This is a genomic window from Janthinobacterium sp. KBS0711, assembly GCF_000988085.1.
Taxonomy (GTDB): domain Bacteria; phylum Pseudomonadota; class Gammaproteobacteria; order Burkholderiales; family Burkholderiaceae_D; genus Janthinobacterium; species Janthinobacterium lividum_E.
Window position 1 is genome coordinate 382294 of the sequence record NZ_LBCO01000004.1, and the last position, 17021, is coordinate 399314.

Here is a 17021-nt window from a genome sequence, read left to right on the forward strand (position 1 = left end):
GCAGATCCCTGGATCAGGACTGCAACAGTGACAGCAGGCCGAGGCGGCAGAAGCCTTCCGCGACCATCATTCGCGGCTCGTCGCTGGTGACAGCATTGGGATATCGTTGTTTGAGTCCATAAAGAAGCATTTCAGCACCTCCACCACCAATGATGATGCCGTCCAATACGGCTGCTTTTTGGCCAAATACGCGGTTGGCTTCATCCATGACGACGGCTTCGAAGCCTGCTTTCGCTTGATTGAGCAAGGGAGAGACGTCGACCTGCTGCCCGAAGTGTTTGATGCTTCCGTTGCGCACTGCCGCATCGACCACGTCCAGTGACGTTGGCAGCTTGGCCTGTGCCAGCGCGCTGGACATGCCGTCGTAGACCAAATGCATGCCTGCGCACGATATGGCCGCGTACTCCATCATGGAACCGCGATCGCACAGCGCGAAGTCGGTTGTGTAGTGGCCGATTTCGATGACGCCCCAGGCCTCGCTGTCGAGATCTCGCTGTGGGTGGAGGCAACCGTTATTCTGGATCGAGAGCCACTGCAGCGGTGCATCCGCTTGGCTCTGCACCATCACCCTGAGTGTCTGGCCGGGCAGGAGGCGTGGGGTCAGCAAAGCTACGATGCGGTCGCGCAGCGTGTCGCGCTGCGACCCGACGAACTTGGCCGGTAAGCCCATCACCAGATGCACCCTTGCCGAAGGATTGCCGAATGCCTGCATGGCCTTGCGCCATGCGCCCAGCACCAGTGCATCGTGCTGGGGACTCTCGATCCAATCCGCGTTTTGTCCCGTGTACACTTCTGAGCGGCCTTGCCGCAACGCGGTATCGCCGAAGAAGTACCTGCGGCCATCCACCTCGACAGTTTCGAGCTCAGCTTTTTGTCGTGTCTGCTCGTTCGTCAGCGTGATCGCTGGGATCACGACAGTGGGAATCTGAAACGAATGACGCTCGTCTGGCGATGCCAGCGAGGCTGCGCGTATTTTGAACATTGAGTGGCCGCCATCGATTGCGATTGAGATGTTTTCCATTTAGAACTCCAAGTGTCGGTGAAAGATTTAATGTAAAGCGCAAGCCGGCGTGCGCAAGTCAGGTTTCTATCGCGACCATGAGCCGCAACCGGAACCAGAAAGCAGTCCGTGTCGAATATCGAGGTTCGAAAATGCGCCGTCATTAGCTATCACCAGGTGCGGAAATCCAGACAAGCGGCCCTGCAAACAATGTTTCTTGACACGCTAGCCACGCTTGGATAAAGTACCCAGCGTCGGCCTTCGGCATTTTTATAAATTAATTTTCAAGTTGTTCTGTCCACTGAGAGAGAACAGCTTTTCGCAACGCCAGGCTTTTGGCATCGCTCGCTTTCATCCGATCGCGAGCACTCATCACCATCAAAAAATCAGCTCTTATCTGGTCTAGTCTTGTCTGCAAGGCTCTACAGGCAGGTACAGAGTGATCCCCAAAATGTGTCGTCATCGGCTTTTCAGCGCAATGGCAGGGAAAACTCGATCACAGATCGGCGTTCCTGCTTGAGTCGTTAGGGCGGACGGCCACGCTATAGCCATATCTCCATTCGCTCTTCGCTCTGAAGAGCACCAGCCTCCAATACTTCAACTGCAAACATCGTGATCGGGCTAGTCACCCCTCAGGCCGCATGTGCGTCAAGCACGGCGCCTGAGAACGTCACGCCAGCTTTCACTGGTCTTTCCATAACTGGAGGCGCGCACCCTCAAAGCCCGGACCTGTTCCGGGAGTGCGCAGCGAGAAACTGCTCAATGTTCAATTCTCTTCCCAGGAAGAGACACCGAGTACCGCAAGGGCTCGGCGCATCGGTGGTTGGCAGTAAGGCCCGCTGATGCGAAACCGGTTTATTTAAGACGGGAGCCTTACCCCCGCCGGCTGAACCCGCTGCGCTTCCGCGTCTGGTGATAAGAGGTATCGATGGTTCTTGTGGAGGAAATATGTGGCAGCAAAAAGTGAACGACATCATGAAATTGGCAGGCACACGCCGGGTCAATGGCAAGGTGGCGTCCGAACGCACCCAGACACTGACGAAAGATGTTTTATATGCATCAATTCGGCGGCTGCATGAACTCGGCTACAAGATTCAGGATCCGAAGAACCTCGGCGAACGGCACATCGAAGTGCTCGTCAAGCACTGGTGGTATTGCCAGCGAAAGAAAGCCAAAACCGTCCAGAACGACCTGTCCCGATTACGCGTTTTCTGCGCAATGCTCGGCAAGCCAGGCATGGTCGGCGCCGTCCAGAAATATCTGCCGGATGTAGATCCTGAATTGTTGAAAGTGCGTTCGGCCGCACGAACCACGAAGTCCTGGTCCGGACATGGCATTGATTTGGTCGAGACGTTCCGCAAGGTTGACGAGCGCGACCCGTGCCTCGGTCTGATGTTACGCCTCGAGTTGGGCTTTGGACTGCGGCGCGAAGAGGTCTTGAAATGCAATCCACACGTTCAGGATTACGGCCATTACCTGCAGGTTTTTCCGGGGATGGGTAAAGGCGGTCGTTGGCGAAATATTCCTATCGTTTCAAACGCGCAGCGCGATTTGCTCGACTACGTCAAAGCACGCGTGTCGAAAAATAAAGCGCTTGGGTGGGAGTATTCCCGGTCGGGCCAGATAGCCAGTCTGGAGCAGAACATCCGCCGCTACGAGAACTTGATGACGTCGTTCGGCTTCACCAAAGCCGATGCCGGCATAACAGGACATGGATTGCGCGCTCAATTTGCCGAGAACCATGCGTTGCTGCTCGGGATGATCCCAGCCACGATGGGTGGAGGTGCAGGGCAGCTGGATGGCGCCGATAGCGGCGTCGTGAAGGCGAAGGTGGCACAGGCATTGGGACACAACCGGCAGTCTGTGACAAGTGCGTACATCGGTTCCTTCGAGTCGTCCTCAGCACTTTTTCCGGACAGCGATCAAGGGATCGTGACGATTCAGAAAGCACTTCGGATTCTTGACGCTGTTGCACTGCCCGAAGTTCCCGCCGCGCGGTTGGAGGACTGTCGGTTTATTCAGGAAATGATGGCTCACACGGGCCTGGTCTTGACTGCAGACCAGGCACATATGTTGTTTGCGAAGCATGCCCGGCGTCACGGGGTGGAATGGATGTCTCCAGGGCTGGAGACTCCTTTGGCGCTGCGCATCAGCGCTGAAGCAATGTTGAACGATTTTTTGTTCTGTTAATAGGAGAAGTAGAGTGAATACCAATCGAGATATGGTAGTGAACGACGCGGCGATGAACTTGTTGATCAGCGCGTGTCCTGTACAACTTGGGATGCCAGCAAAGCTCATACGAGAGCTTGTGCACGGCAAATATTCTATTTTTACTGCCAAGCAGGTATGCAATTTATCCAAAGATGGATGGGGACTCAGCATGCTTGACGAGTACCTTGATAAGCAGGGGTATGTTTTTCCTTGGGGGACGCTGAGCGAGGAGTCGAACCCGAGTGATCCCGATGATGACAAGAGCCCCCCGATGTTGCGTTTTGAGTTCATGCCAACGGAACTCTTGTTGGCGTTCCCGCAAAGCGCGCAACTGGAAGACCTTTTCATGTGGCTGTACCACAACCATCCGTACTATGATGCCAGGTTCCCCTGTGATGAGGGAAATGAGCACTGGTCAGTCATTTCGTTTTACAGTGAAGATGGCTGTGGAGAAGCCCTCAGGTCCTGGCTTGCCAATGTATTCATTCCACTCATCTGGCATGATCTGCTGGGTGAGGCAACACGGATTGTTCAAGAGAAGATCAAGGCAGCTGTCGCACAGTCCCCGGATGGCTCGTTTCATGACCTCCTTGTCGAACACGATCGGTACCAGTTGTGCATTGATCCGGCTGAGCTGCAGTTCGAGGCGTGTGCGATTTTAGAGGAGGAATAACGGAATAGCTGGCCAGAAGATGCTGCTGATTTTCCTCATGTTTAACCGAGGTTAAAATACTGGCCATTTTCGTGTTAGTGCCCGGTGCCCGGTGCCCGGTGCCCGGTGCGCGGCCGTGCCGTCTGCGAGGCACTGGTCAGGCTGGCGGCATCCGTTGAAGGGCGGCTGCGGCATCAAGCAGGCCGCCCAGAATTTTGTCGGCCACCTTTTCCGAGAACCCCACAGGCAGTTCGCCGCGGACCTTATCTACAATTGCGGGTGTGCGGGCAATGAAATCGAGCAGGAGCGGTTCGGCGTCCGCGCCATAGCCGACCGCTTTTGCAGTGCTGTTGAAGTGTCGCCGCTGTATGCCATGCGCAAGGTAATGCCGGTTGCTTCCGAGTTGCGCCATCGCCATCTTGAGTTTGCGTTCGGACCACTGGTTGGGGCCAGGGCCGATCACAGGATAGCCGGACATCACATCATAGATGGGCGTCAGCTTGAACCGGCCGGCGCCCGCCAGTAGCTGGATACTGAAGTTCTTGGCGTGGCCATCGGGTGCGCGCAGCATCCAGAACAGAAGTTGGGAGGCCATCAGCGTGTGCATGTCGGCAGCGCTTTGCTGCGATTGCTGCAGCAGCGTAAACATCTGTTTTAACCCCGGTCCACCGTCATTTTCGTATTTCAGCAGCGGTGATGTTCCCGTCGCCTGGCAAAAATCCTCCTGAACCAGCCGGAACAGCTGCTTGCCATCGTTTGATCGCACGCGGTCAAAACGCTCGACGACGAGCACCCGTTGCTCGCCGAACGTCGCAATCTCGGCATTTGCCGTAGGCAGCCCGTACTCCTTGAACAGCCGCAGGCATAGCCACTCGTTATCGACCGACGTGGTGAAATCGGCTTTTTTTCCGCCTACCATCCCAATCGGAAGCTTGAAGATGTGCGTTGTGGGCGTCGCGCCACGCGGCTTCATCCATTTCCCATCCCACCACAAGAAGGCGTCTTTTTCTTGCGCGCCAGCCAGCGAAATGCGGAAATCATCGTCCGCGTCATCTGCGGCGCCGTGCCGCTCTGAGCTAACCACTTCGAGCAGGTGCCGCTCGATGTCTTCCTCGTTAAGGGCGATGCCATCGACATGGGCCAGTCCTTCCGGTCTGCCGCCTTCGGGCAGCAGCTGCAAGGCGCCGACGCAGTCCCGGCCGATAGCCGCGAGCAGGTCGAACGGTTCGAGAGAGCCTGTCTTGAACCGGGTCGCAACGCGTTTGCGAATGATGTCACTGTCCGGCAGTAAGCCCTCAAAGTAGTTTGCAACACTGGCACCCTTGAGCGGTTCATTGCGTAGATTGAACGGCAGCGACAGCGAGATCGGGCGCCCGAGCCTTGAGCTTTGCCAGGACGCATCGTACTGGAGTTCGGAGTCGCCGTTGGCCTTGACCGTCCAGCGTCCTACATAGTCGCCATTTGCCCAAAGATGGAGCGTCTGGCTGTGTGAGCGGCGGCCCATGATTACCACTCGGCCGAATTGCTTGCGGCGGAGGTATCGCGCTCGCCCAACTGCAGCTCCAGCTCGAGTGCGGAGCACCAGCTGAGTAACTGCTTGACACTGATTTCGTCAGGATGACTCTCCAGGTAGGAGATGCGATTCTGGCTCAAGCCGACACGCGTACCTACAGTCGCCTGGGTGATCTTATGCAGTTTGCGGGTCGATGCGAGCAACTGGCCGAGCTGCGATGCCGTGAGGAGACGGTGGGTGGTGGGCGAGAAGGACATGTGTGGTATCCGTTATTCAGATATATCAATATTATCTGAAATGCAGATAAAGTCAAGATATCTGAATAACGGATGTGTCAGAAATAGCTGAGGGACAGATAAAGCAGGGAAGAGATAACGCACAGTTGGCCGGAAGATGCTGCAGATTCTCCTCGTGTTTCACCGAGGTATGTGAGGTACCAGGGCCGAGTATCACGGGACGGTCGGCCTTGGCTGTTCAATCAGTCGTAGAAAATGTATTCAGTCTCATCCGGTTGGAGTTTTAGCAGAAGCCTGGTGTACCTTGCCTGAAGAATCGAGGCGCTGATCGACACTACAAAGAATAGTGCAGCAATCGCAAGAATGTCCGCCCATGAGTCGTTGAAGAATATCGCGATCAGCATGATGACCGAGAGGAAGCCGAAAACCCGACACACAATTGTGAGGAGCATTTTCACTAACGGATGGAAATAAAGTAACAAGTAGAAAGCGCTACTTCTCATTGATCACCTTCCTTCTCGTCCTTTGTTTTGGATCGTCTGAAACGAGAAATCATGGCTGTGGCCAAGCGGCGAATCAGGCGTGTCATTATGGTGAACGGTTCGAAAAAAAGGCGGATGTCGTCGATCGCTACTTTTTTAATATGCTCAATAAGTTTGTTCATTTTTTGTCTTCATGATGTTCAGGGTGAAACCACTATCTCCGGCCTTCGCCAACCTCGGTCATGGCTTGGCGTGCTCATCCCAGGCGAGTTGTGAGCAAACGGATCCTTCAGACAAATGGATTACTACGGACTGAGGAAATTGCGCTTCGAATGCCTACCACGACCCCCTCAGACTGGATTGCCTTTGCCACCTCTTGGACGTAGGCTCGATATTCCAGGCTCAACAAGGTGAGAGTGTGATGGCGTGAGTGGAAGCAAAACATAATTTTCTCGAGCGAAGCTTTGGGCCTGAAATGTTGGTGAAGCCAACGATTGATGTTCCACCACAGGACCCTGCCGTCGCCTTTTCCATTGAGATAGGCCTTCACTGAGCGGGGGTCTACTTTGGCCCAGTCGGTAGTAAAAATGGTCAGGTTTGTGACTTTATCGGTACTCATCAAATAACTCCCTTAATAGGGTTGGTTGAGCGGCATATGTGACCGCGACAAGAGTTATCGTAAGTCCCGTTCGTCCTTGTGCAAGTCGAGTTAAGTTCTGAGGAAGAGTGTCGATTCCGATGGTTTTTTGTCCAAGTAGATAGATGTTTTTTTGTGATCCACGTCCATAGTCACTAAACTCGCGTTCAACGATGTTTCCAGAGGCGTTGAGTTGAGTCAGTCGGAATAGGCCCCCTGGATTAGCTTGATGCCGGTACCGATACCTATGATTAAAGGGAAGTCCGTTGTATAGCAAGCGTCATTGCGGCGGAATGGATTCTGGGAAAACCACATTTATCCAAGCACCGTCGCGTCTAATGTATCGAAAACTTTAAGTATTTTGATGAATTCAACGGGCATAATTTAGTGCCAGTTGTGTACCCTTATAAAAAAGTGTGTTGCGGCTTAGCTTGAGTATGTATGGCCAAGGACGGCTCACCATGCTGGCGATGGGCTTCACTGTGACGAGGGAGGGGGCTTAGATTAGAAGAAAGTATGTATCTCGTACTTTATTTAGTTCCATGGCCGCCGACTTCTCTGTTGCAGAAGATTCCTGAAGCCTTCTTCAATTTGTGTTCACTCCCAAGCATTCGAGGCGTCCGGAAGCAGCGACACGCTCCAAGCCGCACTGAAGCCTGTCAGAGCGCGGCTAAGAGAGCAGACTAAAGTTAATCAGTGCTGGCCATCAATCAATTTATGCTCACTAGCGCGACTTTGCTGGCTGTGATACGACGCGTATGCCTGCGGATTCAATTGCTAAATAAGTCAGTCCAGCGGACGATCTTGGTTATTTTTAAAACTTATCCGAGTACCCTGCTATCCCAGGGTTTACGTCAATTCAGTAAGGGGCGATCATAAGATCAGTGCGTGATTAAAAATAAGGGGGGAAATTTTTCTATATCAGACAGCTTAAGGTCTCAGCCTATAATAGATATTGAACCATGAATGTTTGCGATGTACAATCAAAGCAATTATTTCTCAATGGAATTGCTTTTATGTAAACGAATGTTTTGGACCCAGTCACTGTACACCCTTACCAATGGATTCTTTTTGGCTCGCCGGGTACCGGAAAAAGCCATAAAATAGACGAGCATGTCAAAGCGATGGTGCCGTCACCGTTCGTGGTTAAGACAATTTTTCATCCTGAATATACACACGGCGATTTTATGGGGCGGTTGATGCCACTCAGTCAGCCGGATGGACGAGTGAGCTATCGTTATTATCCTGGGCATTTTATGCGTGCGTTGGCGAAGGCACTAAGCTATCATCATGAAGCGATACAAGTTAATCCGCCGGTACCACCTAAGGAGGTATTACTGGTTATCGATGAAATCAACCGTGGCAACAGTGCTGCTATTTTCGGAACAGCGTTTCAGTTACTTGACCGCAGAGAGGACGGGTGGTCCAGCTACGACGTGGACCTTTCGGAAATGGAGCATGATGCCCTGCTTCAAATGATGGGTGTTCATCAATGCATACGATATCCCAGCATGTATGAATCGGAAAAGGAAGGGCGCAAAAAACTGAATGAGTTATTTGCTGGAGATTTGGACTTCCTGGCTGAACGGAAAATAAAACTACCACCGAACTTGCGCTTGGCGGGGACAATGAATACATCCGACGAGTCAATTTATTATATGGACAGCGCATTTAAACGCCGCTGGTCTTGGGAATATGTTCCTATCGACAATGGTAATCCATGCAGCCCGCCCGATGACTTGAATGAAGATAGTTGGCGCGCGTTTGTTAGAAAATTAAACGCTTTCATCTTGAGTCATGCGGCATCAATACGTAAGGTGGAGGACAAGCTAATTGGCTACTACTTTATTCGTACCCGAAAAGGTGTCGTGGCTGGCAGCGAGATTCAGAATAAGCTGATGTTCTTTCTATGGGACACTGTATTTATACGGGACAAACGCCTTTTGGAGCAATTTTTTGGCGATAACAAAGAATTGAAAACGTTTGGTGACTTCAGTGCTAAATCTGCACTGTTTGTTGAGCGTATTCAGGCGTGGAGTGGCAAGTGATCGACTTTGCATCTTTACGCGCCGAGGCCGGTAATGATAGGGACAAGAAGTACTCGTTTGTAGGCATTCGTGACAAGGTATTGCACCTGCCAAAGGGGTGCGAGGCATGGGCGGACCGGATTAATAGCGCCGAACCCTCACTGAAATTTCAGTTGGTGAAAGAAGCTTTTCTTCTGTTGTATCGCACCTTGAAAACATTTCGCGTTACCTGCAACTCGCTGCTAGCTGATGATCGGGATTCTGCGCAGCGCTCCGATGGTGGTGCCGAGTTGTTAGCACAAGGAGCGGAACATGGTGAAGTGCTTTACTATCGCCGGCTCGATATCCTTGACGGCATCCTCCAGCGATTCGATGAACTGGAAATATTGACATTGGCACAGCGCTACGGCCGTAGTGAGCGCATTGACGTCACACGGCTTCATCGGGAGCTAGAGCGCGCAACCTTTACAGCAGATCACAGCTTTTTCGTCGATGCGATGAATATGCCTCGTTTGGAGGTGAATCACGAGCCAGTAGAGTTGGTGCAGATGTATTGCTATGCATTGTTGGAAGTAAAGCGTTGGCTCGGAGAAGATGAAGACTTGCATCGCGATATCCAAGTGCTGGCGACCCAATTTGCCGAGTTGCACTTGAATCCAGGTTATGGCTTGTTTGCTTTTGATAGCTGGCAAGCCACGCGTATACTGATGCTAGATAGATTGGATGCGATTGAACGCACCACTGCTTACAAAGATCCTGCCTTTCATGATTTCCATGAGGTGCTCGATCGATTTTTGCGTGGCAGCCTAATGCAAGCCGGCCAAGGATGGCAGTGGGGCATTAGTACGTTCGCACCAGTGTGGGAATCCATATGCCTAGAGGACTTATTGCGCAGGAAATCGTCGACGCTGGCGGCTTGTGATGTTAGCAATATTTCGCCGCGATTAGCTACCAGCCTATCCTTGTTACCCGCCGTGAAGACAATGCTGATTGAAAATCAGAAGATAACTCTGCGCAGCATAGCGAAGCTAGATGGTGTATTCAAAGACATGTTTCCAGATGCTGTGTTATTAAATACTGTAGAGAATATCAAGGATGCGTTTTATAAAAGACATGGCGTGGCCACCCTCGCGGACGCAACACTCGCAGTGGCAATTCCGGCTGCCTATGTCGCGGTGCTGAAAAAAATACGATCAGGCGACGGAAACGTTCAAAACAAAGGTGCTGATGAGTTACGACCATTGCTTCAAGCAGCGAGGATACCCAATTCCATTACTGCTTTTCATATGGGAAGGGCATTGTCTGCCAGCTCTCAGTCGGAGATGTCGGATTCATGGTCAAGACAAAAGCTCACCAAGGAATTGCTAAACGATCCGACACGCGAATTATATGATGATTTTTTATGTGGCATGGTGTGGGAGGTTTTATTTGATAAGCAGGATACTTTGCGAAGTGTTGATCACCGCGATGCTCGCAAACGACTGGTTAGCTACGATTTGGCGATGAAAGCAATGAAGATCAATAAACACCAGTCAGCCGTTCTGGATTTATTGGAGAATTTGCATGATTTAGTCATGGAAGACACCAATAAAGCTGTAATAGTAGACTTCAAATATTTGACGTCGGGCTATCTGTATGATCCACAGAACATTGCTGCTTTGCGTGATCGTTCTGTGAGAAAGCAGTTCGTTTACGAACATCAATTGCAATCAAAGCTAGGGAATGGGACGAAAATCAGCAGCGAGTTCTGTATCCCCGACTACGACTCCGATCCGACAAAGACGGTGGTGAGCTTTGAAGAAAAGAACTTCGCAGGAGGCTTTATTGCGTTGCGCTCGCTGAATTTGCTTGCCTTGATGGCGCGCTACGGTACCTGACAGCACATGTCAAGTAAACGAAGGGTTCGCCTCGAAGTGGCAGCTTACTCTGGTATCTTGAGCCGTCGCATCCAGCGGTTCCGGTTGACTGCACCCGCAGCACCGAAGTGGTCATCTTGCACCCACTGTTCTTGTGGCCCAGATAGTCTGCTTCCGAGGTTAAAATCGAATTCACGTCTGCTCTTGCCACGTGGTACTGTGAAGGGCCAACTCGGCTATTGGCCGGCACAAGCTGGGAGTTCTGGGGAATGTGCATTCATTGACAGATTTCCAAAGAATAGGAAGATAGAAATTAAACGAGGAGGTAAGCGTGCTGGTGAGAGATCCCATCGAAGAACTAAAAAGTACAAAAGTATTTTCACACCTCGCTTTACAAAGCCCGGAATATGCGGATCGGGCCGTCCATTTTGTGCAGACGATCGCGCCTATCCTCGAAACGACGATCCAGCACTTTCCTTTGTACACCCGCCATGATGCACACCACGGATTCCAAGTTGTGCGGCGTCTGGAAGACGTGCTACAGATTGGTTGCCTAAAAATTGGGGCGAGCAAGTCGCTTGGGTACCCTGAACTTTTTCTCCTAATTGCTGCATCCTATGCTCATGATCTTGGCATGACCGTATTTCCTGACGAGGAACCAACCCTTAGAGCGATGTTAGGCCTTCCGACGGATGGATGGAAAACCAGTGTTCCGCTGACGGACTACCTACGTCGAGAACATTCCAAGCGGGGAGGCTCATATATCCACGAAAATGCCTTGGCGATGGGGGTTCCTGAAAATCTAGTCGCCCCCCTGGACTGGATTATGAAGTCGCATAACCTGAGCGTTTCGGAGTTGGAAGTGAATCTGCGGAAACCGTTCGCTGCGGATGGCCGTGTCTTGGATGTTCGGCAACTTGCAGCTATTCTGTGCAGCGCCGACGCCATAGAGTTCAGTGACACGCGCGTTCTGGATGGTGTGGTCGATCTGGCTCGACAGACCTCAGGCAATGCGGCTGCGATCTCTTTCCGGGAGAATAGGAAGCACGACTGCATCCGTGATAGCTTGGCGGTGGCAGATGATGGTCAGGTGGTCGTGAGTGGAACCTTCGACGATGGCGACGTCCTTGCGCTCGCACATCGGACGTTTGATGATATGGAGGGGTGGATTCGTGGTTACTGCGACATCGATCGACAGTCGAAAGTCCCCCGGCTGAAAATTCGACCTGAGCCCTTTGTGCGGAGGTTAGATTTGCCGGGTGCTACGTTCGAGCGCTTGGGCGTAAGAATGAGCAAACGGGCTGTAATCGACTTGATAGCGTCGAGCGCGGTCTGGAAGAGATCAACGGGCGCGCCGATTCGCGAATTGGTTCAGAACGCTGTGGAGGCGTGCCGGTTCCGAAGGCATCATTCCAGCCCTGCCGATGACTACCAGCCGCAGATCAGGATTGAGTTTGATCGTGCGAGGCATAGAGTTACTGTGTCGGACAACGGCTGCGGAATGTCGCTCAGGACTATCCTGAACCACTTCCTGAGCGTAGCGAGCAGCAGGGCTAAGGAGCCTGCTTATGCAACAAAATCGTATGCTCCAATAGCACGCTTCGGAACAGGTTTTTGGTCCGTTTTTACAATCGCGACTAAGGCGGATATCCGGTCTCTGGCTTTCGAAGATGGAAATGCCAAGGGCATCGGACTTAATTTCGAAGTCTCCCTCAATGAACTCAAAGACTATACGGTTTTCCGGGACTGGCCAATGAATCCAGGGACATCCGTAACACTGTCCCTGAGTGAAGACATTGCCATTGACGATGCGTTCGAGCAGTGCCGTAATCTTCTGGTGTCTGCGGCTGTGCCTATTGATTTGGTCCTTGACGGGCGCGTGGACGCAATTCCGGCGACTGTTCCCGGCATCACCGCTACGCAGCTTCTGGGGCCCAAGATGATCACAATGGAGGCAGATGGCCTGCATGTGTTCGAATGGCAAGGAGAACGCCAAGGCGTTGATGTCGCCATAGGACTGGTCTACCGTTTGGAAGGGCAAAACGTCACGTTTCGCCTAAATGAACACACCTCGGTCATGTCGAGACTCGTTCGTACGTCGGGAACGTACACCACGGCCGTTTGCGGATTTTTTGCGCCCTTGAGACCATCTACCATATGTATTGATCTATGGCGAGTCGGCAATGCTGTAGCGAATATTTATTCACCTCAGGGAATGGAGTACTCTCTCGATCGCGGCCAGATCCTTGAATCGGAGCAGAGCATTAAGATGGGTCGGGTGATCACCCAGTGCATACATGATGGCTATCGGACATTCTTGAAAGAGCTCGGTGCCTACGATCCAGCTTCGATTTACCGCCTCACAGTGGAGTCCGAGCTCAGTGGAGGCAATGTCTTCGATCAGTACACCGGGCGCGAACTTTCCGTAGCGGCCGAGGACTATCCGGATTTACTGTGTTTTAGGCTCTATGAGGTCAATCCCTCAAGTAGGCTCCAAGAAGCAAATGTCCTCCATCTGGATTGGTCGGGTCTGCGGAAGCTGTCGGGATCTTGCGTCGTAGCTCAGACGACGTTGAGCTTTCCGGCGCCAGATGGGCAATTCATCGGCTTCTATCCAGAGCAGCTTACGGAGTTAGCGTATAGCGCGGCGGCGATGATTAAACGTCAGCAGGGATCGTCCGAACCCCTGTATCTGCTTGAGGCAAATCGACGTGCCTCTATGCTTTTCGATGCGGACCCGACAAGTATGGTACAGACGGTAGCTTTACCTATCGGGCCAGGTGGTAGCAATGTCCATCTGCTCATGCAGAGATGGCGTCTGCAGAACTTGACTCTGGATCCAGACGAGCATCAAATAATTGCACAGGTGCAAGGGCGATGGGCAGGAGCTTTGTATTCGCGCAATTTCGAGAGTTCTCTCGGTGTTCCGTATATATTCCTCGGGCGGTCTCGAGTGATCATACGGAGCGGCTCGAAGCTACATGTACATTGCAGTGCGCTGGTTGAACAAAAGCGCTTGATCAAGCTGGCCGAATTGGTAGACGACCTTCAACTGCATTCACAAGGATTCGCCTCTGAAGCGGTACGTGCTTTGGTTTAAAGCGCTTCTTCAGCGAGTCAGCAAGTGAAGCAATCGTCGACGAAAAATCAATTCGCTCAAAGAGGGCGATAATGTTGAATTGATGTTAGCGCTCCGCTAAGTTTGCCCGACCCAGCCTGGACCGGACATTCACAGACTAATGATCAACGTCCGCTCCTCTCAGTAGCGGACAATGAGGACTTTAACTCATCTGACAGTCATAGTTAGGTCAAGTCAGGATTATTATAGTTTATGCTCGAAGCTGCCGATTTTCGGTGATCTATTCCCATAGCCAGTAACCTTAGGTGCAGCAACGGTTTCAAAGGCTTTAATTGGGAAGTTAGAGTCTGCATCCAGGATCAATTCGTCGTTGGCATCAAAATTCACCTATAAACTGTGCCTCCAGCCAGCGTTTGCAATGCAATTTTTCATCCAATTTGCGAAACTCACCTGTGATAGGTTCGAATGATGTCGCGTCCCCGCCGATGTTTTCATCAATGAATTTTTTGATGAGCTTGCCGCGTTCGCTTGGCGATAACATGTCCACTGCGTCACGTGCTGCTGTTCGCCTCTTTCGGTCGCTTTCGCTGATGTCATAGCTGTCAAGCCGCTGGCGCGTTTCTTCGACCATATTCTTGGCGCTTGAGCGTGACAATATTTTTTCGACGACTGATGGCAATGGCTTTGCGCCCTCGTTTTCAAGTTGTGATACGGCGTCGCAAACCGCCTTCTCGCCATATTTTTCCAATATAGAACTGGCAAGTTTCTGGTCGAGATCGTTCCAGCAATGGACGCCTGCGATCTTCGCCCTTGGTTGTCGCTTCTTGCTACTGTTCTCGTGCTTGGCTGACGAGCCTGATGGCGCAGTTCTACTTTTTTTAATCTGTATACTCTCTGTACTAGAAAGCGAAATTTCGCTTTCCAGGGCGCCAGATTTGCCGTTGCCGAATGTGATTTCCGACGCTTCTGAACGTTGGAAATTGCGCTCTTCATCGGCCCACTTGGACACGATCTTAGCCAAGAGATCCAGATCGATCCGGTATTCAAGTCGGCCTCCATTACGCGAGCGCCGCTCCTGAAGCACGCCGAGCTTTTTCGCTGCCTTTCGGGCATTCCCCTGGTGTGAACGAGTCAGGCCCGTTTCATACTCAAAACTTTGGTCGATTTCCCATCGGGGTGAAATCATCTGATTATTATCATCCCTATCTGCGAGAATTTTTTTGAACCACCAGCAACCGTTCCCAGCTTTTCTTTGAGTGTATTCAGCCTGACGCAACCATACGGCCGTCGTTGTCCCCAGTTTTCGCGCGTAGAGAGAGTCAAGCGCGATGATTATGCGAGATGGGCCGCGAGAGTCCGCATGTTTTTGATAATTACCTGACGTCATTCGCACACCTCGTCAAAGAAAAGCTCAGACTGGTTCGATGTCGCGTACTGCTCACGAAATTGCTGCAGAATTTGTCGTACTCGCCGCGGGGTGACGCCAAGGGCCCGTGCAAGATCCGCAGTCGACTTTCCGCTCACAAAACTGGCGATTGACAAGGCCTTAGAACTTTTGGATTGATCTGAAGGTGGAGGTAAATTGTCGTCGTACACTGCTGGCGCCTCCAGATTGGCGATGATGCTGCGTGTACTGTCACCAAAATGTTCGTCGCTGTCGATGGAAACAGCAAACGTGTGTGCGCCCAGCTGACGGAGCATTCTTTTCTCCAGGTGGCCAAATACGAACTGGCACAGGGTGCCTTTGGCTGGGTCAAATACCGGAGCTTTTTCCAGAATTATTTCGCGTCCTTCTTGGATGATGTCGTCCGGTGCCACGCCGTGTTTTGCTGCTTTGATTTTGACTTGGGCCGTGTGTCCCCAGGGGAACGTAATAGCAAGCTGCGCTATTTCGTTGGTGCTAAAAAACATGCCATCCTCCTTGATCCAATATGCATACAGGTATGAGTAAAACGTACCCACGGTTGTGTGCGAATAGACGAGGAACTGCTCTCATCTGCCCGGTCGCACCCGGATACTGCATTGCATACGGATCGACCTGATGGCTCTAGTCGTGAAGCTGATCACGAAAGGTCCAGGCAGACGCAGAGGAGTTGAGGAGAAAGCGTGGCGGAAAAGGAATTGCCCAAGATGGCGATGCTGGGCGCGCTAGCGTTGGTGGAGCACAGACGTATAAGTTCCTGCCCGGGCTGACGTTGGCACTACGTTGCAGATGGTCGAGCAAGATGACAAATCGTGAAGATCACGAAACGTCAGGCGTATACACGAGAAGATTCAGGGATACGGCAATTACCGATGTGCCAAGAGTTGCTGATGTTGAGCGTGTTCAGCCGAGCAATCGCCAAGCGTTTGCTGGAAGAAGCGTCAGAAGCTGACGATTTTGTGAACTGCTTTGTTGCTTACTTTTTACAGGAAATTGCATTTACAATAAGGCCGCATGGCGACACTTAAATCATATCACCCCAATTTCTCTGTGGCAACGATCATTTTGATCGCAGCGTCTGCAGGGGGCAAGGACGGGTATCAGTGCCTCAAGGTCATGATTGGAAACTTGTTGACAGGCAATATATGTTGCTTCATGATGCTGATTCGCTCTGCGGAATGGCCAGGGATTTACTTCCTGAAAACTGAAATATCTACCTCAACACACAATGCCCGCTATGGTGGGAATTGCTCTTCAAGTAACGCCAGTTTGAATGGCGCACCATTTCTATTTCGTCTCTTGACTGACCAACGAACTGCTTTCTACCTCGGTCCAGCAGAACAATGAGCGACACATAGCAGACGCCATCGATGTGTCACAAGCGGAGCATTGCCTCCAGCACCCGGCACGCCTGTTTTTCTCATCCTGGCGCTTCTCCTCATCAGCTTTAACTGGTCGTGTGTCGATCCAACACATGAGCCAGGCCATTGGCCGGACGACGTTTGCCGTCCCCATCTCTGAATCTGAAAAATCGGTGTGGCGCCACCAATGACCTGTCTCTTTTGCAGGTAGCGCGACGCGGGAGACCGCATGGCAGTTGCTCCCGGTGCCTGAAGCCGGGTGGGGGACAAGCGCTGAAAGGCGCTTGCGTATTGACCGCGCATCAGAGGCGGCGTCGATACGGAACAGTATTCTTGGGCTGGGGCAGTGCCCTGGCGTTGTCGGACATGTGCCGGACAATATGGCGCTGACCATTGAGGTTGGCCTGTTGTCCAGCGCTCAAATTTCGAGGCGATGGATGGATCAGCAACAACCGCGAGCAGTACAACACCAGATGGCAGGTTCTCAATCTTGGCAGGGTTTCATGCCGCTTGACCTGGAACGGCGGACACATGTCGATACCGC

Annotated in this window: 13 protein-coding genes; 6 read left to right on the plus strand and 7 right to left on the minus strand. The window is 52.0% G+C overall.

The window, feature by feature from the left end:
- Positions 1-13: 13 nt before the first annotated feature.
- On the minus strand, positions 14-1021 hold the full coding sequence (locus VM94_RS02265; protein ID WP_035823785.1) for a ParM/StbA family protein: 1008 nt from the start codon (positions 1019-1021) through the stop codon (positions 14-16).
- A gap of 927 nt (positions 1022-1948) precedes the next feature.
- Here VM94_RS02265 and VM94_RS02270 point away from each other — a divergent pair.
- Both VM94_RS02270 and VM94_RS02275 read left to right on the plus strand, forming a co-directional pair.
- Positions 1949-3190, plus strand: a complete 1242-nt coding sequence (locus VM94_RS02270; protein ID WP_046681979.1) for a site-specific integrase — start codon at positions 1949-1951, stop codon at positions 3188-3190.
- Positions 3191-3203: 13 nt separating this feature from the next.
- The gene (locus VM94_RS02275) at positions 3204-3884 is read left to right on the plus strand and encodes a hypothetical protein (RefSeq protein ID WP_138828940.1); all 681 of its coding nucleotides are present in this window, start codon (positions 3204-3206) and stop codon (positions 3882-3884) included.
- 136 nt (positions 3885-4020) lie between these two features.
- Here VM94_RS02275 and VM94_RS02280 read toward each other — a convergent pair whose 3' ends face one another.
- The 4 genes from VM94_RS02280 to VM94_RS28040 form a co-directional block, all read right to left on the minus strand.
- Complete coding sequence (locus tag VM94_RS02280) at positions 4021-5367, minus strand: type II toxin-antitoxin system HipA family toxin (protein ID WP_046681981.1); 1347 nt, start codon at positions 5365-5367, stop codon at positions 4021-4023.
- A gap of 2 nt (positions 5368-5369) precedes the next feature.
- Complete coding sequence (locus VM94_RS02285; RefSeq protein ID WP_046681982.1) at positions 5370-5633, minus strand: helix-turn-helix domain-containing protein; 264 nt, start codon at positions 5631-5633, stop codon at positions 5370-5372.
- A gap of 478 nt (positions 5634-6111) precedes the next feature.
- Positions 6112-6276, minus strand: coding sequence for a hypothetical protein (locus tag VM94_RS28450; protein WP_160309267.1), 165 nt, complete (start codon positions 6274-6276; stop codon positions 6112-6114).
- A gap of 107 nt (positions 6277-6383) precedes the next feature.
- Positions 6384-6713 (minus strand): hypothetical protein, encoded by a 330-nt coding sequence (locus tag VM94_RS28040; RefSeq protein ID WP_138828939.1) that lies wholly within the window; start codon positions 6711-6713, stop codon positions 6384-6386.
- A gap of 1049 nt (positions 6714-7762) precedes the next feature.
- On the opposite strand from VM94_RS28040, the gene VM94_RS02295 reads away from it, so the two are divergent.
- From VM94_RS02295 to VM94_RS02305, 3 genes are all read left to right on the plus strand, one after another.
- Positions 7763-8779 (plus strand): AAA family ATPase, encoded by a 1017-nt coding sequence (locus tag VM94_RS02295; RefSeq protein WP_046681984.1) that lies wholly within the window; start codon positions 7763-7765, stop codon positions 8777-8779.
- A complete protein-coding gene (locus tag VM94_RS02300) occupies positions 8776-10635 on the plus strand; it encodes a hypothetical protein (protein ID WP_035823805.1) in 1860 nt (619 codons plus the stop codon). The genes VM94_RS02295 and VM94_RS02300 overlap by 4 nt, the downstream gene beginning before the upstream one ends.
- Positions 10636-10945: 310 nt before the next feature.
- Positions 10946-13714, plus strand: coding sequence for an HD domain-containing protein (locus VM94_RS02305; RefSeq protein ID WP_138828938.1), 2769 nt, complete (start codon positions 10946-10948; stop codon positions 13712-13714).
- 355 nt (positions 13715-14069) lie between these two features.
- Here the strand turns inward: VM94_RS02305 and VM94_RS02310 are convergent, their stop codons facing one another.
- Both VM94_RS02310 and VM94_RS02315 read right to left on the minus strand, forming a co-directional pair.
- Entirely contained in the window at positions 14070-15080 is a 1011-nt protein-coding gene (locus tag VM94_RS02310; protein ID WP_138828937.1) for a hypothetical protein, read from the minus strand.
- Entirely contained in the window at positions 15077-15604 is a 528-nt protein-coding gene (locus VM94_RS02315) for a sigma-70 family RNA polymerase sigma factor (RefSeq protein WP_046681986.1), read from the minus strand. The genes VM94_RS02310 and VM94_RS02315 overlap by 4 nt, the downstream gene beginning before the upstream one ends.
- A 324-nt stretch (positions 15605-15928) precedes the next feature.
- Between VM94_RS02315 and VM94_RS28045 the strand changes: the two genes are divergently transcribed.
- Complete coding sequence (locus VM94_RS28045) at positions 15929-16144, plus strand: hypothetical protein (RefSeq protein WP_138828936.1); 216 nt, start codon at positions 15929-15931, stop codon at positions 16142-16144.
- Positions 16145-17021 lie beyond the last annotated feature (877 nt).

What these genes read in the sequence shown, in the direction of transcription:
- VM94_RS02285 (WP_046681982.1), bottom strand. Translation starts at nt 5,633, where the DNA reads ATGTCCTTCTCGCCCACCACCCACCGTCTCCTCACGGCATCGCAGCTC.
- VM94_RS02280 (WP_046681981.1), bottom strand. Translation starts at nt 5,367, where the DNA reads ATGGGCCGCCGCTCACACAGCCAGACGCTCCATCTTTGGGCAAATGGC.
- VM94_RS28040 (WP_138828939.1), bottom strand. Translation starts at nt 6,713, where the DNA reads ATGAGTACCGATAAAGTCACAAACCTGACCATTTTTACTACCGACTGG.
- VM94_RS02315 (WP_046681986.1), bottom strand. Translation starts at nt 15,604, where the DNA reads ATGTTTTTTAGCACCAACGAAATAGCGCAGCTTGCTATTACGTTCCCC.
- VM94_RS28450 (WP_160309267.1), bottom strand. Translation starts at nt 6,276, where the DNA reads ATGAACAAACTTATTGAGCATATTAAAAAAGTAGCGATCGACGACATC.
- VM94_RS02270 (WP_046681979.1), top strand. Translation starts at nt 1,949, where the DNA reads ATGTGGCAGCAAAAAGTGAACGACATCATGAAATTGGCAGGCACACGC.
- VM94_RS02310 (WP_138828937.1), bottom strand. Translation starts at nt 15,080, where the DNA reads ATGACGTCAGGTAATTATCAAAAACATGCGGACTCTCGCGGCCCATCT.
- VM94_RS02265 (WP_035823785.1), bottom strand. Translation starts at nt 1,021, where the DNA reads ATGGAAAACATCTCAATCGCAATCGATGGCGGCCACTCAATGTTCAAA.